Origin of the sequence: Clostridium sp. Ade.TY (assembly GCF_000498355.1) — a bacterium.
Classification (GTDB): Bacteria; Bacillota; Clostridia; order Clostridiales; family Clostridiaceae; genus Clostridium.
The window spans coordinates 24,482-45,180 of sequence record NZ_AVSV01000021.1; the positions used below are offsets into that span (position 1 = coordinate 24,482).

Below are 20,699 nucleotides of genomic sequence, written 5' to 3' on the forward strand. Positions count from 1 at the left end.
ACTCCTTAAATAATAAATTTTACATATAATTATATAGTATACATTATACAACATTTTTTTATTATATGTTATAAATAAGAATATTTAACTATTTGTTGACATTATTATAATTATGTATGTATAATATAATGAAAGAAAGTAAAATATAAATTCAGTGAAGAGGAGAGTAGAGTAATCGATTCTTTTAGCGAACAAGGGATTTGGTGTAAGCCTTGTAGATAGATTATTTGAAGAGAGCCTTGGAGAAGCACCTGAAATGAGTAAGGATTGCCGCAAATTCAAACTATTTGCGTTAACAAAAAAAGAGTGGCATTACTTTATGCAAAAAGAGTGGTACCGCGGAAATTTTATGATATTATTCCGTCTCTTATTTTATATAAGAGGCGGTTTTTTATATTTTACGGGAAATATTAAGGAGGAACAGAAAATGGATTATAAACAAATAATAGCAGAATTAATAAGCAAGCATGTTGATTTAGATGTAGAAACAATAAAAAAACTTATAGAAATACCACCAAAGTCAGATATGGGAGATTACGCTTTTCCTTGCTTCCAATTAGCAAAAGTTATGAGAAAAGCTCCAAATATGATAGCTGAAGAATTAGCTTCAAAGTTAGATAAAGAGGGTTTTGAAAAAATAACAAGTTTAGGACCATATGTTAACTTTTTTGTAGATAAAGCTTCATTTACTAAAACTACAATAGAAACAGTATTAGAAGAAGGAGACAAATATGGTAGCTCAAATATTGGAGAAGGAAAAACTGTATGTGTTGAATATTCATCACCAAATATAGCAAAACCTTTCCACGTAGGACATCTTTTCTCAACTTCAATAGGTAACTCACTTTATAAGTTATTCAAAGAAGAAGGATATAATGTAGTTGGAATAAATCACTTAGGAGACTGGGGTACTCAGTTTGGTAAACTTATAGCAGCTTATAATAGATGGGTTGATGAAGAAGCTTTAGAAAAAGATCCAATTGGAGAATTATTAAGAATATATGTTAAATTCCATGATGAAGCAGAAAAAAATCCAGCATTAGTTGATGAAGGAAGAATGCACTTTAAGAGACTAGAAGATGGTGAACCAGAAGAAACAGCACTTTGGGAAAGATTTAGAGAATTAAGCTTAAAAGAATTTAATAGAGTATATGATCTTTTAGGAATTCAATTTGATTCATTAGCTGGTGAAGCATTCTACAATGATAAGATGCAAGTTATAATTGATGAATTAAGAGATAAAAATTTACTAACTGAAAGTAATGGAGCTCAAGTTGTTATGCTTGATGAATATAATATGCCACCTTGTATAATATTAAAAGGTGATGGAGCTACTATATATGCAACAAGAGATTTAGCTGCTGCAAACTACAGAAAGAATACTTATGATTTCTATAAATCAATATATGTAGTTGGAACACCACAAGCATTACACTTTAAACAATTCTTCAAAGTATTAGAGCTTGCTGGAAAAGATTGGTCTAATGATTGTGTACACGTAGGATTTGGATTAGTTAAGTTTAAAGATGGTGGAATGTCAACAAGAAAAGGTAAAGTAATTCTTTTAGACGAATTATTAAATGAAGCTGTATCTAAAACTTTAGAAGTTATAAATGAAAAAAATCCAGATTTAGAAAATAAAGAAGAAGTTGCTAAGAAGATTGGTATCGGAGCAGTTGTATTTACTTACCTTAAAAATTCAAGAGAAAAAGATATTATATTTGATTGGAAAGAAATACTTTCATTTGAAGGAGAAACTGGTCCATATGTTCAATATTCATATGCAAGAGGAAATAGTATATTAGAAAGAGCTTCAGATGTTGATTTAACTAATGTTGATTACAGTAAGTTAAATTCAAAAGAAGAATTTGAATTAATAAAGGCATTAGAAGTATTTAAGAAAAATATACATTCAGCAATAGAAAAGCTTGAACCATCAGTTATTTCAAGATATGTAATAGAAGTTGCAAAACTATTTAATAAATTCTACAATGCTCATTCAGTGTTAAATTTAGAAGATGAAGAACTTAAAAAAGCAAGACTTAGCTTAGTTAAAGCGAGCTTACAAGTTATTAAAAATGGATTAGCTCTATTAGGAATAGATGTTGTAGATAAAATGTAATAAATACTATATAAAAAGCTAGGGAATATGTTATATTCTCTAGCTTTTTTACAAAAATATTTAAACTATTTTAATATTGTTTTATATATGTAAAGTTTTTATTATTTAAGAATTTTACAGAGAAAATGTGGTATAATTTAAAATATTTGATAGTGTATTAAGAGGAGGTGAATTATATGAATAGGAGGAACTCCATATATAAAAATGTTTTAATAATAGCAATAATAGCTATTATAGGTTATAAAATTGTTGATAATTATGATGTCTATTTAGCAATATTTAAAAAATTATTAAATGTTTTAGCACCGTTTTTCTATGCTTTAATATTTGCATATGTGTTAAATCCTTTAATGAAAGTTTTCCAAAAAAGGCTCAAGCTTAAAAAAGGAGCAGCAGTTGGGCTTACTTATTTATGCGTATTAGTTGTGCTTTTTGTAATTGGTTTATATGGAATACCAGCTTTAATAGATAGCATAGTATCAATAACAAAAGAAATACCTAGTTACGTAAATACAGTACAAAGCTGGGTTAATGATGCCCTTCAAAATGATAAATTCTATGCTCTTATGCAAGATGCAGGAATACTTAAAACTTTAACAAGTCTTTCAGCTAAGATAGGAAGTGTAGCAATTTCTGTTTTGGAAGGAGCTGCAGGATCTCTTTTAAGTATAACAACAGGAATAATTCAAATTGGATTTGGACTTTTAATATCAATTTATTTATTATTAGATAAAGAAAACTTTATAAAACAAGCAAAATTAATTGTTATAATGATATTAAAAGAAAAATGGGGAACAGCATTAATTAATTTATTTAGAACATATAATGCAATGATAGGAACTTATATAGGGGTAAAAGCTGTAGATTCAACAATAATAGGTTTTATTTCCCTTGTTGGACTTGTAATATTAAAAGTACCATATGCTATATTACTTGCAATATTTGTTGGATTTACTAATATGATTCCTTATTTTGGACCTTTTGTTGGTATGGTTGTATGTGCTTTAGTAGAAGTATTTGTATCACCAATGAAAGCTATAGTAGTATTTATATTCTTATTAGCTGTTCAACAATTTGATGCTTGGTATTTAGAACCAAAATTAGTTGGTACTAAAGTAGGTATAGGACCTTTCTGGATAATACTTGGAGTAACTATTGGAGGAGGATTCTTTGGAGCATTAGGAATGCTTCTTGCATCACCAACAGTTGCAACAATAACTATTTATTATGATAGAATAGTTAAGAATTTTAAAGAAAAGCATGAAGATGTAGATAATTTAATAGATTCATTATAATTGATAAATAAAAAAAGCTGCTTTATAAGCAGCTTTTTTTTTATTTTTTTCTAGAAGGACAGTTCTTATGACAAGAACTACAATTACATTCGCCTTTAGATGATTTTTTTATATTTTTATATATTATGTATGCAGCTACAGCTGCAATTCCTATTGTTATAATAATTTCAACCATTTTATATCACCTTACCTTTAAACAAACAGGGAAGCTACATTGTAGAATATAAATGCCACAACCCAAGCAAGAACTAATTGATATACAACAGAGAATATAGTGAATTTAGTACCATATTCTTTTTTCATAGTACCTATAGTTGATACACAAGGTACATATAATAAAGTAAATATTAAGAATGAATATGCTGAAATTGCTGTAAAGAATTGAGGTAAAATAAGTTTTAAATCACCATTAAAAATTACTTCCATTGAAGAAACAACAGTTTCTTTTGCTAAAAGTCCACTAAGTAATGATACTGATGATTGCCAATTTCCAAATCCTAAAGGAGCAAAAATTGGTGCTATAAATGAACCTATAGATTCAAGTATACTTTGATCAACACTTTCAACCATTCCATGTAAATTAAAGTTTGATAAGAACCAAATAACTACACTCATAGCAAAGATTATAGTTCCAGCTTTCTTTATAAATCCCTTACCTTTATCATAAGTTTGTTTTGCTATTGATGAAAGTTGTGGAATTTTATAATTAGGTAGTTCAATTATAAAAGGTTCTTCATCTTTTTTAAATATAGTATTTTTAAATAACATACCAATTAAGAATGCTACAACAACTCCAAGTAAGTATAATGAGGCAACTACTAGTCCTCTATGCTCAGTAAAGAATACTGAAGCAAATAATGCATAAATTGGAAGTCTTGCATTACATGACATAAGAGGTACAAGTAATGCTGTAAGTTTTCTATCTTTTTCACTTTCAAGAGTTCTTGCGGACATAATAGCAGGAACAGAACAACCAAATCCAACTATCATTGGAATAAATGCCTTACCTGAAAGTCCCATCTTTCTCATAAACTTATCCATTAAGAAAGCAACTCTTGCCATATAACCACTATCTTCTAAAAATGTTATACAAACAAATAATGCAAGGATAACTGGTAGAAGAACTAAAATTCCTCCGACACCGCCAACTATACCATCAACTAATAAAGATTGGAACCATGGTGATGTAGAAGCAAGAACAGTATGTAGCCATGGGATAAGTGAATCATTTAAAAGTCCATCTAATAAATCTGAAATAGGTTGTCCAACCCATGAAAATGTGAATTGAAACATAAATGCCATTATTAGTATAAAAAGAGGATAAGCTAAAAATGGATTTAAAAATATTTTATCTAATTTTTCAGTTAAATCTTTTTTATTTGTATCTTTCTTTTTAACACATTTATGTAAAATATTTTCTATATAATTATATGTATCTTTTTCATTTTTAAAATTAAACTTAGAATTATCAGTATTATTTATAAAATTATTCCCTTTTAAAGTTTCTTTAATTAAATCAATACCTTGAACTTTCGCAGCTATAATAGGTATTACAGTAACTCCAAGTTCTCTTGATAAATCTTTATAATCAATTTCATAACCTTTATTATTAACAACATCAATCATATTTATGGCAAGTACAATTGGTTTATTAAATTGCTTAAGTTGAGTTGTTAAATAAAGATTTCTAGATAAATTTGATCCGTCTACAATATTTAAGATGATATCAACATCATCTTCTTCTAAAAATTTTTTTGCAACTTTTTCTTCATGAGAAAAAGTATCCATTGCATAAATACCTGGTAAATCTACTATTTTTAAATCGTCAAAATAACCTTCTTTTTTTTCAACAGTAACACCTGGCCAGTTACCAACATATTGTTTTGAGCCAGTTAATGCATTAAAAAGAGTAGTCTTACCGACATTTGGATTTCCTAGCAATGCGATAGTTTTCATGTTTGTCCCTCCTAAAGTCAATAAACTATATTAAGCTGATAAAATTATATTTTTAGCATCCTTCTTTCTAATAGCTAAATCAAAACCTCTAAAATTAATAACTACTGGATCTCCAAGTGGAGCAACAGTTTTTAATGTTACTTCAGTTCCTTCTATACAACCTAGAGCTAATAATCTCTTTGTTAATTTATTGTCACCTAAAATATTTTCTATAATACCATGTTCACCCGGTTTTAAATCTATTAATTCCATAAAATCACACCTCACAATGAAAATCATTATCATATAATTATAATATCATTATATGGATTTAGAAGTCAATGTTTAATATAAAAATATATACATAAAAATTTTGGAAGTGCAAAAACTAAGTAATTAATAGAGTATATTTTCAAAAAGAACAATTATATGTATAATATAAAGAAATATATTAACATAAGAAAAAAAGGAGGTCTTATTATGACTAAAAATATAGCGGCTTTTTTTGATATTGATGGAACATTATATAGAGAAGGATTAATAACTGAAGTATTCAAAAAAATGATAAAGTATGAAATTATTGAACCTGAAAAATGGTATAATGATGTAAGGAAAGATTTTGAAAAATGGGATAGAAGACAAGGCGATTATGATACATATTTATTAAAAATGATAGATATATACATGGATGCTATAAAGGGATTAAATAAGCATCAGATAGAATTTATTGCTAAAAAAGTTATAGAGCAAAAAGGAGATAGAGTATATACTTTTACAAGAGATAGAATTAAGTGGCATAAAGAACAAGGACATATACTTATAACTGTCTCAGGATCACCAATAGAATTAGTTAAAGAAATGTCATTAAAGCATGGTTTTAATGATTATAGAGGTGCAGAATATATATTAGATGAAAAAGGAAGATATACTGGTGATGTTATTCCAATGTGGGATAGTGAAAGCAAAGAAAAAGCAATAAGAGAATTACAAGAAAAATATGATATAGATTTAGAAAAAAGTTATGCATACGGAGATACTGCAGGAGATTATACTATGCTTAGTAAAGTAGGGAATCCATATTGTATGAATCCAACAAAGGAACTTTTAAGAAAAGTTACATCAGATAAAGAATTATCAGAAAGAATAAATGTTATTGTAGAAAGAAAGGATGTAACGTATAATCTTAATGTAGGGGATATACAATTTGAATAAGAAAGAGTGATACTGTGATTATAAAGGAAAACATTATACCTGTAGATAAATTTGAAAAACAATATTTTTTAGAAAATGAATATGAAATTTTACCTGAGGAAATTATATTTTTTGATTTAGAACATTATGTTTATAAAAAACCTAAATGTATAGGGGTCTTTGGAGCATGTGTATATAATAATGAAAGAAATAGTCTTCATGTAACTCAATATATGATAGAGAATAAAAGAGAGAGCTTAGATATTTTAAATTTAGCATTGAGATATTTTGAGGATATGAAGAAAAAAGGTAAAAAAGCAATATCTACATTTTCAGGTAATAATGATTTTACAGTTATAAATTACTTATTCAATAAAAATAAAATAACATATAACTTTAAAGAAGAATTTATATCAATAGATCTTCAAAAGGCATATGAAAAGGATATGAAAACCTCTATTGGTCTTAAAAAGTTAGAAAAAATATTTGATATAGATAGACAAGGTGAAGTAATAAGTGGCTCAAATTTAGCCAAGACATTTCATAAAGTTATGAAAGATAGTGATTATGTAAAGAGAATGCCACAAGAAAAAATAGAAAAAATACTTCTTTATAATGAACAAGATGTTGTAAATCTTTATTATATTTATACTAATTGGAAAAGATATATAAAAATAGAAGAAGATAATGATAAAGAAGAGTTAGATAATTTAGATAAGGATATTATTTTAAAAGAAGAAATTATTAAAGAAGATAAAGTTGACTTAGAAGAATTTAAAAGTTTAGAAGCTTTAGAAATAGATAATAAAGAAAACACTTAGGTATTTTTTAAATACCTAAGTGTTTTCTTTTAATTTAATTTTGTTATTTTAGTTCCATTACTTTGTAAAACTATAGTTCCATCTTTATCTGTTCTATAAATTTTAACTTTTAATTTGTTTAAATTAGCTAAAGTTTCTTTATGAGGATGACCATATTTATTATCAACTCCACAAGAGATTATCCCAATTGAAGGATCAACTTTTTCTAAAAATTTATATGATGTTGATGTTGAAGAACCATGATGTCCTAATTTCAATACATCTGATTTTAAATTGTAATTTTTATTTAAAACATAATTTTCTTCAAGTTTTTCAGCATCTCCAGTAAATAAAAATGAATTTTTACCATAACTTATTTTTATTATAGGTGAATAATTGTTCATATCAGTATCTTTGCCATAACCATCTTCTTTAGGTGAAAAGACTTGAACTTTAGTATTTTCTCCTAAATCTATAGAGTCTGTACCTTCTTTAATTACATTAATTTTTAAGTTTTTTTTCTTCAAAGAATTTATCATATTTTCAAAACTTTTTGTAGTATGTGTAACTTTAGGTGAGTAAAACTTACCTATTTGATATTTATCAATAACTTCATCCATGTTACCTATATGATCTTCATGAGGATGGGTTGCAATTACATAATCTAATTTTTTGATTTTCAATTTATCTAAATAAGAAATTAAGTCATTTTCATTAGTTCTAGAACCTGAGTCGATAAGTACATTCTTGCCATTTACTTGTATAAGTTCAGCATCTCCTTGACCTACATCTATGTAGTGTACAGTCATATTTGATGTATCAGAATTTTTAGATATAACATTAGAATCTTTACATCCAAATAGAAATAGTGATAACATAGAAATAATTATTAAAAGAGATGATTTAAATAATTTTTTCATTTTATTCCCCCAATCTTAATATTTACTGTATCAGTTTATCATCATATTGTATAATGATAAAGGATAAGTTTTATTATATATAATAAAACTTATGGGGAATAACACATTTTTATAAATTTAAAATTTTTTTAAGAGGTGAAGTCATGCAAATATTTAAATTTATTAAATATGGAATTTATATGCTATTTGTTAGATTAAAAGGAATTAAGTTTAAGCATATATATAAGAAAAAAGGAGAAGAAGAAGCTTTTAAATATGGACAAGAGGTCTTTAGAAAGTGGAGTGAGTTCACTATAAATATGACAGGAATGGATATTGAAGTAAAAGGATATGAAAATATACCAAAAGAAACATGTACATTTATAGGAAATCATAAAAGTATTTTAGATATACCAGTACTTAAACATGCAAGTCGAAGAGATGTAGGATTTATTGCAAAAAAAGAAGTTTTAAAGGTTCCAGTATTAGGTTTTTGGGTTAAAAATATGAATTGTGTTGCTTTAGATAGATCTAATCCAAGAGATGCTATAAAGGTTATAGCAAAGGGAGTTGAATATTTAAAGAAAGGGCATAATATGGCCATATTTCCAGAAGGAACAAGATCAAAAGATGGAGAGGTACATGAGTTTAAAAAAGGAAGCATGAAACTTGCTGTAAAAGCAAAGGCACCAATAGTTCCGGTTTCAATTGATGGAACATCAAAATGTTTTGAAGATAATAGAGAATTTATTCCAGGAAAAGTTACTATAGTTTTTGGAAAACCAATATATACAGATAATTTAACAAAAGAAGAAGAAAAAGGTTTAACTGAAAGAGTTAGAGATGAAGTTATAAAAAATATGATAAAGGTAGATTAGGAGTTGTTTTAACAACTCTTTTTTTATAAGAAAATATAAATTTTTAAGAAAGGTATCAAAGATACTTTTTAGTATAAAGAAAATAAAATTTATTAAAATAACATTTAGAAATTAAAAATACTTTTTAACAAAAATTAAATTAATACATATTTTAGATAGTATTAGTTACTATAATAATGTGATAGAAAAAAATACACGAAAAATATATTAAAAAATTGGCTTAAAATATGTGTTTTGTCGGAATTTGATAAAAAATGAAAAAAAATTATTCACAAAATTTCAAAAAGTATGTTATAATGAGTTTAAATTAATGAAATTTAAGAAAAAATGCAATTTTTACGTCGAGAAAATTTCATGAGGGGGCAAAGATATGCAAAAAGAGTTTTCAATAAGCAATGATAAAGTTATAATTAATTTTACCGCTAAATACTGTAAAACATTTGAATCTTTATTAGAAAGTGAAGGTTTTAGAAGAGTATTAGAATCTTATTTAAGGGTGGCTAAAAGAAAAAATTCGTTAAGTTATAGATATTTAAAAACAGGCTTAAATAGTGGAGAAACTAGTGTATTAAGAGATAATTTATCTAAAATATTAAAGTTTTTAACAGTTATGAGTGTGGAAGAAATATGTGAATTTAATTCTGAGTATAAAGGGCTATTAGAAAAGAAAGATGAATTCATAAGATTTGTAGAAGAATTTTATTTATTTTGGAGAAGACTTGAAAGATATACATTGATACATGGTGGAAAAGTAGAAAATGGATTAGCACAAGTAAGCTTTACTGAAGCAAATGATGGTTTATCAAAATTAATTTTACGTTTCTATAGAAAGATAGAAAAAAATGTTTTAGGAGTTCAACCAAAGGTATTTAGACAAATACCAGCAGGTGGAAATTCATGTATTATGATAAATGATATAATATGGCCTATTCCAAAGGGATATGAAGTTTTAGAGGAAATACCATTTATAGATAGTATTTTATTAGAAACTCCATTTATAACATATCCAAAGAGAAATACTAGAACAGGTATGTTTAGTGAAACAAAAGAGAATCCATTAAAGTATTCTAGAATGAGTAAAGATCATTGGTTCTGTTATCCAGCAAAAGTTGGAGAACTTTTAGCTTATATATACTTCCATAGAGATTTTATGGAACATGGAATTACTTTATGTAATCTTTTTGAAATGGCTAGAAAAGAAGAGTGTAGAGGTAGAAAACCAGATATGATTTATGTATTTGGTGGAAGAGGAGAAGATAAAGATCCTAAGACTGTATTTTATGATGATGAACAAAATGATATAATGCTTGGATATGTTAGTTATTCAGATGAAATTGATTATTTTGGCTATATGAAGAAAATGACACTAACTCTTCATAATTTAATAATGATAAAAAGAGGAAATCTTCCAATACATGGTGCTATGGTTAATATAGTATTAAAAGATGGAAAAACAGCTAATGTAGCAATAATGGGAGATAGTGGTGCTGGAAAATCAGAAAGTTTAGAGGCATTTAGAACTTTAAGTGAAGAATATATATCAGATATGACTATAATATTTGATGATATGGGAACATTTAAGCTTAAAGATGGTAATATATATGGATATGGAACAGAAATAGGTGCTTTTGTTAGACTTGATGATTTAGATCAAGGTTATGCATTTAAAGAAATGGATAGAAGTATATTTATGAATCCAGATAAAATAAATGCAAGATTAGTTGTTCCAGTAGCTCCATACAATGCTATCATAGAAGGATATAAAGTAGATTTATTCTATTATGCAAATAATTATGAAAAAGTCGAAGAAGGTAAAAAATCAATAAGTTACTTCAATGATCCTAAAGAAGCTATAAAAGTATTTAAATCTGGTGCAAGAATGGCAAAAGGAACTACATCAGAAACAGGATTAGTTGAATCATACTTCGCAAATCCATTTGGACCTGCACAAAAACAAGAAGAAACTAATAAGTTATTAGATAGCTATTTTGATGCTATGTTTAAATCAAAAATTAAAGTAGGTCAAATAAGAACTTGTTTAGGTGTTAATGGTCAAGAAAAAGATGGTCCTAGAGAAGCAGCTTTAGAGTTATTTGAAGAAATTAAAAAATTATAAATAAAAAATAAAAAGCTTAGGCTATTTTATATAGTCTAGGCTTTTTTTATTTTAATTAATGATAATTAATTTCAATTGATATATATTTTAAAGTATTTATAGTTTAATTAGAGTATTTAAAAGATAATTTAAATATATTAGCAATTTTATGAATTGACAGAGAAATGGAAATTGAATATATTATAAATAGTGATAATCATTATCAAGGAGGTGCTTTTTTGATTAAAGAAATAATTAATTATATTTATAAAAATAATGATTTTTCAGTTGAAGGTATAGCTAAAGCATTAGATATAAGTGAGGATATTGCAAGTGAATATAAAAAGAAGTTAGAAAGTGGAGGGTACATAAAAAGAGAAAGTTGTTCAGCTGAAAAATGTAAAGGATGTAGTTGTGGATGTAGCGATAAGATTCTTAATCCAATAATAAAGTGGGAGGTTACAAGTAAAGGATTAAAATTAATTAAATAAGATGAGGTGGTATATATGGATAAAATAAGAAATTTAAATATAGGAGAAAAAATAATTGTTAAAGGGCTTAATAAGGAAAGTTTAGTAAAGAGAAGACTTATGGATATGGGAATAACTCCGGGAGTTTTAATAGAAGTAACAGGGAAGGCACCACTTGGAGATCCAATAGAAGTGATAGTTAGAGGTTATAAATTAACTTTAAGAAAAGAAGAGGCTGATGCCATTTTAATATAAGGAGGAAATTATATGATTCCAATAACATTTATGGAAGAAGGGAAAAGGGTAAAGATAAAAGATATTAAAATTGATGATAAATTTAGCAAAAGAATTAATGAAATGGGAATAAGTAAAGGAAGCTTAGTAGAAATAATAAAAAATGATGGGGATTATATGATTTTGGGAGTAAGCGGATCAAGGTTTGCAATTAGTAAAATGATGGCACAAAAGATACTATCAGAATAATATTTAGGGGGATATAAATAATGAAAATAGCTTTAGCAGGTAATCCTAATTGTGGTAAGAGTAGCATATTTAATATTTTAACTAAATCAAGGCAACGTATAGGTAACTGGCCAGGAGTAACTGTAGAAAAGAAAGAAGGTATATTAAAATATAAAAATAACGAATATACTATTATTGATTTACCAGGGACATATAGTTTAGGTGCATACTCCGAAGATGAAATAGTTGCAAGAGACTATATTATAAAAGAAAAACCAGATGTAGTTATAAATGTTGTAGATGCTTCAAATTTAGAAAGAAATTTATATTTAACGGTTCAATTATTAGAACTTGGAGCAAATGTTGTACTAGCTCTTAATATGATGGATAGTGCAAAGGAAAAAGGTATTGAAATAAATTCAAAGGAATTATCAAAAAGATTAGGTATACCAGTTGTAGAAACTGTAGCTACTAAAAAAGTAGGAATAGAAGAATTAATAGAGAAAGCAATAAATTTTAAAAAGGAAGAAAAAGAAAATTTAAATTTAAATGACAATTTATTAAATAAGGTAACTGTTATAAAAGATAAAATTAATTGTTCAAATAATAATTTTGATTATGAATCAGATTGGATAGCATTGAAATTATTAGAAAATGATAATTACGTAAAAAGTTACATAGATGAAAAAGGTTTAAATGATATTATAGTTTTATCAAATAAGTTAATTGAAGAATATACAGAATTAGAGGGAATAGATCCAGAAATGGCTATAGTTGATGATAGATATAGTTATATAAATAATATAACTAAAGGTATTTTAAATAAGCCTAAAAATTCTACAAAAACATTATCAGATAAAATTGATAAAATAGTTACAAATAAATTTTTAGGAATACCAATATTTGCTGTAATTATGTATATTTTATATTATATCACTTTTAAAATAGGAGGCTTTTTACAAGAATGGGTTGCTGGTTTAATTGAAAACTTAGGGACTTTTGTCGTAGGAAAACTTGAAGTTATAGGAGCTCCAGAGTTTTTAACTGGTTTTGTTAGTGGTGGAGTATTTGCGGGAGTTGGGGCTGTCCTTAGTTTTTTACCCCTTATTATGGTTATGTATTTATTAATGGGGCTTTTAGAAGATAGTGGATATATGGCAAGAGCTGCATATATTATGGATAAAATTATGAAATCATTAGGATTACATGGAAAAACATTTGTATCAATGATAATAGGATTTGGATGTAATGTTCCTGGAATTATGGCAACTAGGACTTTAGAGAGTAAAAAAGATAGAATGATTGCAATACTTATAAATCCATTTGTATCTTGTGGTGCTAGACTTCCTATATATGTAGTATTTATTGACGCATTTTTCCAAACGCATGCAGCACTTATTCTTATAAGTCTTTATGTATTAGGAATTATTATAGCATTAATTTGTGGAAAAATATTAAGTAAAACTATATTTAAAGGGGAAACATCATACTTTGTAATGGAACTTCCAAGTTATAGAGTACCTTCAATTAAAAATGTACTCACTTTAACTTGGGAAAAGGGAGGGGCTTTTGCTAAAAAGGCAGGAGTTATAATATTCCCAGCAGTTATAGTTATTTGGTTATTATCTGTACTTCCATTTGGAGTAGAGCAATATGGAGAGGCTTCAATTTTAGGTAGAATAGGTACATTTATAGCACCAATTTACGCATTAGCAGGTTTTGCAACTTGGCAAGCATCGGTAGCACTTTTTTCTGGAATAATTGCAAAGGAAACAGTTGTTGCAACACTTGGAATGTTATACGCTGGAGTTTCAGAAGGCGCTGAACTTACAACAGCGATAGCTGCACATTTTACACCTCTTTCAGCTATGTCATATATGGTAATGACACTTTTATTTACTCCTTGCCTTGCAGCACTTGGAGCAATAAAGAGAGAAACAAATTCTTTAAAATGGACTATCTTTGCTGCTGTAGGAACATTTATAGTTGCATTAATAGTATCCACTATAGTTTACCAAGTTGGTTTACTTTTAGGATTTAGATAATAAAAAAGATAAGGTAGATTAAAAATAATCTACCTTATCTTTTTTTTATTAATCATGTATATATCTGCTTTTTGCAAAGAAAGAAATAGCATAAAGTCCTGCAATACCTACAATGGAATAAATAATTCTACTTATTGCAGACATATCTCCAAATAAAGTAGCAACTAGATCAAATTGGAAGAATCCAATTAATCCCCAGTTAACTGCACCAATTATGACTAATAAAAGTGCTAAGGTATCAAGAAATTTCATAATAAACACTTCCTTAAAATAAATTTTGTCTATAATATTTTTAACTATTTAAGGAAGAATTATACTAAGTTTTAAAGAGTTATATTTCTATCTATTGGTTGAGATAGAGATATGAACGTATCAGTTCTTTGAATACCTGATATATTATTAATTTTATTCAATAATATATTTTGTAAATCTTCGATGTTTTTACATGATAATTTTGCAAACATTGAATAGTTACCAGTAGTTAAGTGAAGTTCAACAACTTCAGTAATACTTTGAATTTGCTCTATAACAGTATCAAATGATGATGTTTTATCAACATATATACCAACAAAGCAACAAACATCATAGCCTAGTTTTGGAAGATTAAGAATTATACGAGTTCCTTTAATGATACCCATATCTTCCATCTTCTTCATTCTAACGTGAATAGTACCACCGCTTACGTGACATATTCTAGCTATTTCTAAATATGGTGTTCTACAGTCTTTTATTAATAAATCTAATATTTGTAAATCTAAATCGTCTAATTGTAAATGTGTATTTACAGCCATTAAACCACCTCTTGGATAATAATCTATAAATGTTATGTACTCTATAGTCAAAATATATTCTATCAAAAAATATATAATTCAGAAAGGTAAAAATGATAAATGTTTAAAATTTTAAAGAAATATTATTATTTTAATAAGAAAGTACCTATTTAGAGGGTAATTAAATATAAATTTAAAAAAAGTTAATCTTTTAACCTTTACACTTGAAAAGATTTGCAAATTAAATTAAGATATTTATATAGCTAAAAATAGGAGGGCAAGCAAAATGCTAAATATAGTTTTACAAATATTATATATCGTAGTAATGATAGCAATAATACTTGGGGTATACGCTCTTTGTAAGAAATTTGTATTTCCCAAAATTCGTATAAACAAGTTTATACCATTAGCTGTAGCAATTGTATTATTTATTATTCAAATATTTGGAGTTGTGAAAAATCAATGGGGAAGTTTAGCTATAACAGTTATTATAATCGTATCTTTCTTATGGTTTATGGACATACATCAAACTGGTGGTCCCAAAATAGATAAGAAAATAGTTATTAAGCCAAAAGCTAAACCAAATAGAGCTAAACATTTAAAGAAATAAAAAAATCCAAAGTAAGAACTTTGGATTTTTTTATTCTACAAATATAGGAGAACTTATAGCAATTCTATTGTCTTCTTGATATATTTTTACTAAAAACCATTTTTCATTATTTTCTATATTATGTTCATAGATATATTTAATTTTATGAAGTTCTATATTATCTATTGAGTGAAGAACAGTGCCTCCATTTGTTATTATTTCTATTTTATCTATTTTAAAATAAGGATCTTCTAAAATTATAGAAAATTTTAAAGAGGAAAATGATTTATTTAATATTCCGCCCATAAAAGTATTGTTTGCAAAGAAGTAAAGTTTTAAGCTTCTACTTTCTGAAGAAAAAGTGTGTCTCTTTCTAAATGCATTTACTAAATTTTCTTTATTAAATTTTGTACATACAATTCCAGTTAAGTTATCAAAATCTCCAAAATTCAAATCTTTATTATTTTGACTATTTACAGCACCAAGTTTCCAACCTTTATCTAAAAGCATAAAATAATAGTTTTCACGTCTATTATACCTTTTGGAAAATTCACCACTACAAATCTCAATTGAAGTTATAATATTATTTAAAATTGGATTATAAGGTAGTGATACAGTTGTTTTTAGAGGGCTTTTCATTATTAAAAATGCATCATGATTTCTAAGCATCCATAATATTAATAAATTTATATCTTTAATTTCACCTAAAAAATAAGATTTAGAGTTAACAATATACATATCACCATAAGGGATAGTTTTGGCTTCAAATCCTATAAGGGGTATAAAGCTTTCATGTTTTTTATAAAATTTTTGGCTTGTTTTTTGAAGAGATGACCATTTACTTGAGTTTTGCATAAAATCTTTGAAAAAATTATTTTGATCTGTAGTGATTAAAAAATTTAGCTTATTATGATAGCAATAACTAAAGGCTTCATAAGGAGAAACCTTACCAATAGAATAAGAAGTATAAGCATTTGGTATTCCATAAAATATATTAATTTGTCTTGGACTTAAAAGATTATTATAAGATTTTTTACCCATTATTTATTACCTTTAAAATTGATTATAGTTATATATAGTTGTATATAGGATAAAATAATGACAATAATTTATTTAAATGATAAAATAATATAAACAGTTAAAATGGAGATGAGAATATTATGATAAAAAGTTTTAGAGGAATTGAGCCTAAAATTAACGAAAGTGTTTATATATCAGAAAGTGCTGATATAATAGGTGATGTTACTATAGGAGAAAACTGTAACATTTGGTTTGGAGCTAGATTAAGAGGGGATATGAGTAAAATACAAATTGGAGATAGAACTAATATTCAAGAAAATTGTGTTTTACATGGAGATACAGATTTTGAAACATATGTTGGTGATAATGTAACTATTGGTCATGGTGCTATAGTACATGGATGTAATATAGGCGATAATGTTTTAGTTGGAATGGGTTCTATAATTTTAAATGGAGCTAAAATATCTAAAAATTCTATTGTTGGAGCAGGTGCACTTGTAACTCAAAACAAAACATTTGAGGAAGGAGTTCTTATTATAGGAAATCCAGCAAAGGCAGTTAGAAAGTTAACAGAAGAAGAAATAGAAGGTATAAAAGAGTCAGCTAACCATTATATTGAAATTAGTAAAGAATATATTTAACTTAGGAGGAAAAATGATAAAAATAGGAGAATATAATAATCTTGAAGTGGTAAAAGAAAGAGATTTCGGATTTTTCTTAAAAGATGAAAAGGGTAATGAAATATTATTACCTAAGGCACTTTTAAATGGTGCAGAAATTAATTTAGGTGATTACGTAGAAGTATTTACATATATGGATTCTAATAATAGACCTGTTGCAACTATGAAAAAACCATTAATTGAGGTTGGAAAAGTTGCGTACTTAGAAGTTGTTCATCAAAATGATTTTGGAGCTTTTTGTAATATGGGATTAGAAAGAGATTTATTTATTCCAATGAAAGAGCAAAGATTTAAACTTTTAGTTGGTAAAAAATATCTTTTCTATGCTTATTTAGATAAGACTGGAAGACTTGCAGCAACTACTGAAGTAGATGATTATTTAGATCAAGCTGAAGGCTTTAATGTTGATGATGAAGTTGAAGTTATATCATATGGTAAAGGTTCATCAACAACTATAAAGGTTGCGATAGATGGAAAATATAGAGGAATAATATTAGGAAACGAACATATAGAAACTATATATCCAGGTCAAGTTCTTAAGGCTAGAGTTAAAAAGATATATGAAGATGGAACAATTGGTCTTACAACAAGAAAGAAAAGATTAGATGCAAGATCAGAAATTCAAGAAACTATATTAGATTATTTAAAGCAAAATGGTGGAGTAATGCCATATAATGATAAATCTAATCCAGAAGAAATTAGAGAAGTATTTAAGACGAGCAAAAATTACTTTAAGATGGCTCTAGGTGGACTTATGAAAGAAGGATTAATAGAGCAAAATTCAGAAGGTACTAAGTTAAAAAAATAAAAAAAGTGAGCAATTTGCTCACTTTTTTTATTTATATCCTATACGTAAAATTAATTTACTAATTTCATTAATGATTAAAGGAACAAGAGAAATTAAAAATACAAAAATAAAATCATTAAATGATAAAGAATATACTTTAAATACTGATGCAAGGACTGGTATTGATATTATAGATATCTGAAGAACTATTCCTAAAAGTATAGAAAGTAATAAATATTTATTTTTAAATATTCCAATTTGGAATATAGATTTTTTATTATTTCTCATTGAAAGAGATAAGAAAAGTTGGGATACACTAAGGACAACAAATGCCATTGTTTGAGCATGGACTGTTGAATCTTTATAATAATTAAGCCCCATTTTAAAAGCAATTAAAGTAACTGCACCAATTGATAATCCATTTATAATTAAAGAAATTATTGTATCTTTTGTAAAAATACTTTCTTTTGGATTTCTTGGTGGATCTTTCATAACACCTTCATCTAAAGGATCAACTCCAAGTGAAAGGGCAGGGAAACTATCTGTTATTAAATTAACCCATAAAATATGAATTGGTTGAAGAGGAGCTACCCAATTTAAAAGTATTGCAATAAACAAAGCTACAATTTCTCCAAAGTTACAAGATAGTAAAAATGATATAGATTTTTTTATGTTTGCATATATGTTTCTACCTTCTTCTACCGCTTTTACTATAGTTGTAAAGTTATCATCTGTTAATATCATATCAGCAGCTCCTTTAGCAACATCAGTGCCGGTAATACCCATAGCAACACCTATATCAGCAGCTTTTAATGATGGAGCATCATTTACACCATCACCTGTCATTGAAACTATATTATTGTGAGATTTAAATGCTTTAACTATTTTTACTTTGTGCTCTGGAGATACTCTAGCAAATATTCTGTATTTATTTATATTACTTTTAAGTTCTTCATCAGACATGTTATCCAATTCACTACCCATAATACATTCATCAAAATTATTTGATATTCCAAGTTCGTGACCTATAGCATAAGCTGTGTTTTTATGATCTCCGGTAATCATTATTGTTCTAATTCCAGCAGTTTTACAAAGTTCAATGGAATCCTTAACTTCTTCTCTTGGAGGATCAATCATACCCATTAATCCTAAGAAAATTAAATCTTTTTCTATATTAGAAATTTCTATATTTTTTGAAGGAACATCTTTATATGCAGCTCCTAAAACTCTTAATGCTTCATCTGACATTTCATTTGATTTTCTTAAAAGTTCATTTTTAATTTCATCAGTTAAATCTTTAATTTCACCATTTAATAAAATTTTATTACAAACTTTAAATAAAGAATCTATTGCTCCTTTTGTATGAACTCTATAATTATCATTATATTTATTTACTGTACTCATAAGTTTTCTATCAGAATCGAAAGGAACTTCATCAACTCTAGTATAGTTTGAGTTTAAATCATCTTTAAAATAGTTGAATTTAACACCTATATCTAAAAGTGCTATTTCAGTAGGGTCACCAGTTGCACCTTTATCAGATGATGTTGCATCATTACATAATACCATTGTTTCTATTAATAGGTTTATGTTATTATTTATATCTTTAATATTTGATGCATCTAATAAATCTGTGTTATCAAATATTTTTCTAACAGTCATTTTATTTAATGTTAATGTACCAGTTTTATCTGAACAAATAATATTTACTGAACCTAAAGTTTCAACAGCAGGTAATTTTTTAATTATTGCATTTTGTTTAATCATTCTTTGAACGCCAAGAGCAAGAACAATTGCAACAATTGCAGGAAGACCTTCAGGTATTGCAGCAACAGCTAAACTTATGGCTGTTAAAGCCATTTCAAATAAATCTCTTCCTTGAATTAGTCCAATTCCAAAAATAAGTAAACAAATAATAACAGCAGCAATTCCAAGTATTTTACCAAGATTGGATAATTTTTTTTGAAGTGGAGTTAATTCTTCATCTTCATCTTCAATCATTTTAGCGATTTTACCAATTTCAGTATTCATTCCTGTAGCTATACATACGCCAATGCCTCTTCCGTAAGTAGCTAATGTAGACATATATGCCATGTTAGATCTGTCACCAACAGGTATATCTTCAGAAAATACTTTATCAGCATTTTTAGTTGAAGGTAAAGATTCACCAGTAAAAGCAGATTCTTCTATTTTTAAATTAGCGGTTTGAATAAGTCTTAAATCACAAGGGATATATCTACCAGCATCTATTATTATAATATCTCCAATTACAACATCTTCAGATGGTATTTCAATAATATTCCCATTACGTTTAACTAGGGCTTTAGGGGTAGATAATTCTTTAAGGGCAGAAAGTGCTTTTTCGGCCTTTGACTCTTGAACTACACCAATAATTGCATTTATAAAAATTACTATTAATATTATTATAGAGTCGCTATATTCTCCCATTAAAGCTGATATTATTGCAGCACCTATAAGTATATATATCATGGCATCTTTTATTTGGGAGAGGAAAATACTAAAAATGGTTTTAGGTTTTTTGGTAGAAAGTTTGTTAGGACCATCTTTTTCTATTCGTCTTTTGGCTTCTTCATCTGATAATCCATTATTTTTATCAGTAGAGAATTCCTGTAAGACGGAATTAATACTTTTTTTATACAT

General features: G+C 26.9%; 21 protein-coding genes and 1 other annotated feature. Of the genes, 13 read left to right on the forward strand and 8 right to left on the reverse strand.

Annotated elements, in window-relative coordinates; translation table 11 throughout:
• Nucleotides 1–145: 145 nt before the first annotated feature.
• Nucleotides 146–371: a binding site (T-box leader), on the forward strand.
• Nucleotides 372–427: 56 nt separating this feature from the next.
• Nucleotides 428–2,122, forward strand: a complete 1,695-nt coding sequence (gene argS, locus O212_RS0107050; RefSeq protein ID WP_024614419.1) for an arginine--tRNA ligase — start codon at nt 428–430, stop codon at nt 2,120–2,122.
• 176 nt (nt 2,123–2,298) lie between these two features.
• Nucleotides 2,299–3,417, forward strand: coding sequence for an AI-2E family transporter (locus O212_RS0107055; RefSeq protein WP_024614420.1), 1,119 nt, complete (start codon nt 2,299–2,301; stop codon nt 3,415–3,417).
• 40 nt (nt 3,418–3,457) lie between these two features.
• Here the strand turns inward: O212_RS0107055 and O212_RS16400 are convergent, their stop codons facing one another.
• From O212_RS16400 to O212_RS0107070, 3 genes are read right to left on the reverse strand one after another with little or no spacing between them, the layout of a single operon-like run.
• The gene (locus O212_RS16400; protein ID WP_081705815.1) at nt 3,458–3,592 is read right to left on the reverse strand and encodes a FeoB-associated Cys-rich membrane protein; all 135 of its coding nucleotides are present in this window, start codon (nt 3,590–3,592) and stop codon (nt 3,458–3,460) included.
• A 17-nt stretch (nt 3,593–3,609) separates the two neighbouring features.
• A complete protein-coding gene (gene feoB / locus O212_RS0107065) occupies nt 3,610–5,373 on the reverse strand; it encodes a ferrous iron transport protein B (protein WP_024614421.1) in 1,764 nt (587 codons plus the stop codon).
• A gap of 30 nt (nt 5,374–5,403) precedes the next feature.
• Nucleotides 5,404–5,625: a ferrous iron transport protein A gene (locus O212_RS0107070; protein WP_024614422.1), complete on the reverse strand. Its 222-nt coding sequence runs from the start codon at nt 5,623–5,625 to the stop codon at nt 5,404–5,406.
• 207 nt (nt 5,626–5,832) lie between these two features.
• Here O212_RS0107070 and O212_RS0107075 point away from each other — a divergent pair, with 207 nt between their 5' ends.
• Complete coding sequence (locus O212_RS0107075) at nt 5,833–6,564, forward strand: HAD-IB family hydrolase (RefSeq protein WP_024614423.1); 732 nt, start codon at nt 5,833–5,835, stop codon at nt 6,562–6,564.
• Between the two features lie 14 nt (nt 6,565–6,578).
• Complete coding sequence (locus O212_RS0107080) at nt 6,579–7,364, forward strand: ribonuclease H-like domain-containing protein (protein ID WP_024614424.1); 786 nt, start codon at nt 6,579–6,581, stop codon at nt 7,362–7,364.
• A 29-nt stretch (nt 7,365–7,393) separates the two neighbouring features.
• Here the strand turns inward: O212_RS0107080 and O212_RS0107085 are convergent, their stop codons facing one another.
• Nucleotides 7,394–8,221, reverse strand: a complete 828-nt coding sequence (locus O212_RS0107085) for a ComEC/Rec2 family competence protein (RefSeq protein ID WP_242829563.1) — start codon at nt 8,219–8,221, stop codon at nt 7,394–7,396.
• Nucleotides 8,222–8,406: 185 nt separating this feature from the next.
• On the opposite strand from O212_RS0107085, the gene O212_RS0107090 reads away from it, so the two are divergent.
• From O212_RS0107090 to feoB (O212_RS0107115), 6 genes are all read left to right on the forward strand, one after another.
• Nucleotides 8,407–9,120 (forward strand): lysophospholipid acyltransferase family protein, encoded by a 714-nt coding sequence (locus tag O212_RS0107090; protein WP_024614426.1) that lies wholly within the window; start codon nt 8,407–8,409, stop codon nt 9,118–9,120.
• A gap of 370 nt (nt 9,121–9,490) precedes the next feature.
• The gene (locus tag O212_RS0107095; protein WP_024614427.1) at nt 9,491–11,236 is read left to right on the forward strand and encodes a hypothetical protein; all 1,746 of its coding nucleotides are present in this window, start codon (nt 9,491–9,493) and stop codon (nt 11,234–11,236) included.
• Nucleotides 11,237–11,454: 218 nt separating this feature from the next.
• Complete coding sequence (locus O212_RS0107100; protein WP_024614428.1) at nt 11,455–11,706, forward strand: hypothetical protein; 252 nt, start codon at nt 11,455–11,457, stop codon at nt 11,704–11,706.
• Nucleotides 11,707–11,721: 15 nt separating this feature from the next.
• Complete coding sequence (locus O212_RS0107105) at nt 11,722–11,940, forward strand: FeoA family protein (protein WP_024614429.1); 219 nt, start codon at nt 11,722–11,724, stop codon at nt 11,938–11,940.
• 12 nt (nt 11,941–11,952) lie between these two features.
• Nucleotides 11,953–12,168, forward strand: coding sequence for a FeoA domain-containing protein (locus tag O212_RS0107110; protein WP_024614430.1), 216 nt, complete (start codon nt 11,953–11,955; stop codon nt 12,166–12,168).
• A gap of 17 nt (nt 12,169–12,185) precedes the next feature.
• Nucleotides 12,186–14,192: a ferrous iron transport protein B gene (feoB, locus tag O212_RS0107115; RefSeq protein WP_024614431.1), complete on the forward strand. Its 2,007-nt coding sequence runs from the start codon at nt 12,186–12,188 to the stop codon at nt 14,190–14,192.
• A 48-nt stretch (nt 14,193–14,240) separates the two neighbouring features.
• On the opposite strand, the gene O212_RS0107120 is transcribed toward feoB (O212_RS0107115), so the two are convergent.
• A complete protein-coding gene (locus O212_RS0107120; protein ID WP_024614432.1) occupies nt 14,241–14,444 on the reverse strand; it encodes a DUF378 domain-containing protein in 204 nt (67 codons plus the stop codon).
• Nucleotides 14,445–14,515: 71 nt separating this feature from the next.
• On the reverse strand, nt 14,516–14,983 hold the full coding sequence (locus O212_RS0107125) for an Lrp/AsnC ligand binding domain-containing protein (RefSeq protein WP_024614433.1): 468 nt from the start codon (nt 14,981–14,983) through the stop codon (nt 14,516–14,518).
• Between the two features lie 265 nt (nt 14,984–15,248).
• Between O212_RS0107125 and O212_RS0107130 the strand changes: the two genes are divergently transcribed.
• Complete coding sequence (locus O212_RS0107130; protein WP_024614434.1) at nt 15,249–15,572, forward strand: hypothetical protein; 324 nt, start codon at nt 15,249–15,251, stop codon at nt 15,570–15,572.
• Nucleotides 15,573–15,602: 30 nt separating this feature from the next.
• Here O212_RS0107130 and O212_RS0107135 read toward each other — a convergent pair whose 3' ends face one another.
• Nucleotides 15,603–16,592, reverse strand: a complete 990-nt coding sequence (locus O212_RS0107135; RefSeq protein WP_024614435.1) for a hypothetical protein — start codon at nt 16,590–16,592, stop codon at nt 15,603–15,605.
• 119 nt (nt 16,593–16,711) lie between these two features.
• On the opposite strand from O212_RS0107135, the gene O212_RS0107140 reads away from it, so the two are divergent.
• A complete protein-coding gene (locus O212_RS0107140) occupies nt 16,712–17,212 on the forward strand; it encodes a gamma carbonic anhydrase family protein (protein ID WP_024614436.1) in 501 nt (166 codons plus the stop codon).
• A 13-nt stretch (nt 17,213–17,225) separates the two neighbouring features.
• Nucleotides 17,226–18,059 (forward strand): S1-like domain-containing RNA-binding protein, encoded by an 834-nt coding sequence (locus tag O212_RS0107145; protein WP_024614437.1) that lies wholly within the window; start codon nt 17,226–17,228, stop codon nt 18,057–18,059.
• A 27-nt stretch (nt 18,060–18,086) separates the two neighbouring features.
• On the opposite strand, the gene O212_RS0107150 is transcribed toward O212_RS0107145, so the two are convergent.
• A complete protein-coding gene (locus O212_RS0107150) occupies nt 18,087–20,699 on the reverse strand; it encodes a calcium-translocating P-type ATPase, PMCA-type (protein WP_024614438.1) in 2,613 nt (870 codons plus the stop codon).

What these genes read in the sequence shown, in the direction of transcription:
- O212_RS0107135 (WP_024614435.1), bottom strand. Translation starts at nt 16,592, where the DNA reads ATGGGTAAAAAATCTTATAATAATCTTTTAAGTCCAAGACAAATTAAT.
- O212_RS0107070 (WP_024614422.1), bottom strand. Translation starts at nt 5,625, where the DNA reads ATGGAATTAATAGATTTAAAACCGGGTGAACATGGTATTATAGAAAAT.
- feoB (WP_024614421.1), bottom strand. Translation starts at nt 5,373, where the DNA reads ATGAAAACTATCGCATTGCTAGGAAATCCAAATGTCGGTAAGACTACT.
- O212_RS0107120 (WP_024614432.1), bottom strand. Translation starts at nt 14,444, where the DNA reads ATGAAATTTCTTGATACCTTAGCACTTTTATTAGTCATAATTGGTGCA.
- O212_RS0107150 (WP_024614438.1), bottom strand. Translation starts at nt 20,699, where the DNA reads ATGTATAAAAAAAGTATTAATTCCGTCTTACAGGAATTCTCTACTGAT.
- O212_RS0107105 (WP_024614429.1), top strand. Translation starts at nt 11,722, where the DNA reads ATGGATAAAATAAGAAATTTAAATATAGGAGAAAAAATAATTGTTAAA.
- O212_RS16400 (WP_081705815.1), bottom strand. Translation starts at nt 3,592, where the DNA reads ATGGTTGAAATTATTATAACAATAGGAATTGCAGCTGTAGCTGCATAC.
- O212_RS0107125 (WP_024614433.1), bottom strand. Translation starts at nt 14,983, where the DNA reads ATGGCTGTAAATACACATTTACAATTAGACGATTTAGATTTACAAATA.
- argS (WP_024614419.1), top strand. Translation starts at nt 428, where the DNA reads ATGGATTATAAACAAATAATAGCAGAATTAATAAGCAAGCATGTTGAT.
- O212_RS0107085 (WP_242829563.1), bottom strand. Translation starts at nt 8,221, where the DNA reads ATGTTATCACTATTTCTATTTGGATGTAAAGATTCTAATGTTATATCT.
- O212_RS0107145 (WP_024614437.1), top strand. Translation starts at nt 17,226, where the DNA reads ATGATAAAAATAGGAGAATATAATAATCTTGAAGTGGTAAAAGAAAGA.
- O212_RS0107140 (WP_024614436.1), top strand. Translation starts at nt 16,712, where the DNA reads ATGATAAAAAGTTTTAGAGGAATTGAGCCTAAAATTAACGAAAGTGTT.
- O212_RS0107110 (WP_024614430.1), top strand. Translation starts at nt 11,953, where the DNA reads ATGATTCCAATAACATTTATGGAAGAAGGGAAAAGGGTAAAGATAAAA.
- O212_RS0107130 (WP_024614434.1), top strand. Translation starts at nt 15,249, where the DNA reads ATGCTAAATATAGTTTTACAAATATTATATATCGTAGTAATGATAGCA.
- O212_RS0107090 (WP_024614426.1), top strand. Translation starts at nt 8,407, where the DNA reads ATGCAAATATTTAAATTTATTAAATATGGAATTTATATGCTATTTGTT.
- O212_RS0107075 (WP_024614423.1), top strand. Translation starts at nt 5,833, where the DNA reads ATGACTAAAAATATAGCGGCTTTTTTTGATATTGATGGAACATTATAT.
- O212_RS0107055 (WP_024614420.1), top strand. Translation starts at nt 2,299, where the DNA reads ATGAATAGGAGGAACTCCATATATAAAAATGTTTTAATAATAGCAATA.
- O212_RS0107095 (WP_024614427.1), top strand. Translation starts at nt 9,491, where the DNA reads ATGCAAAAAGAGTTTTCAATAAGCAATGATAAAGTTATAATTAATTTT.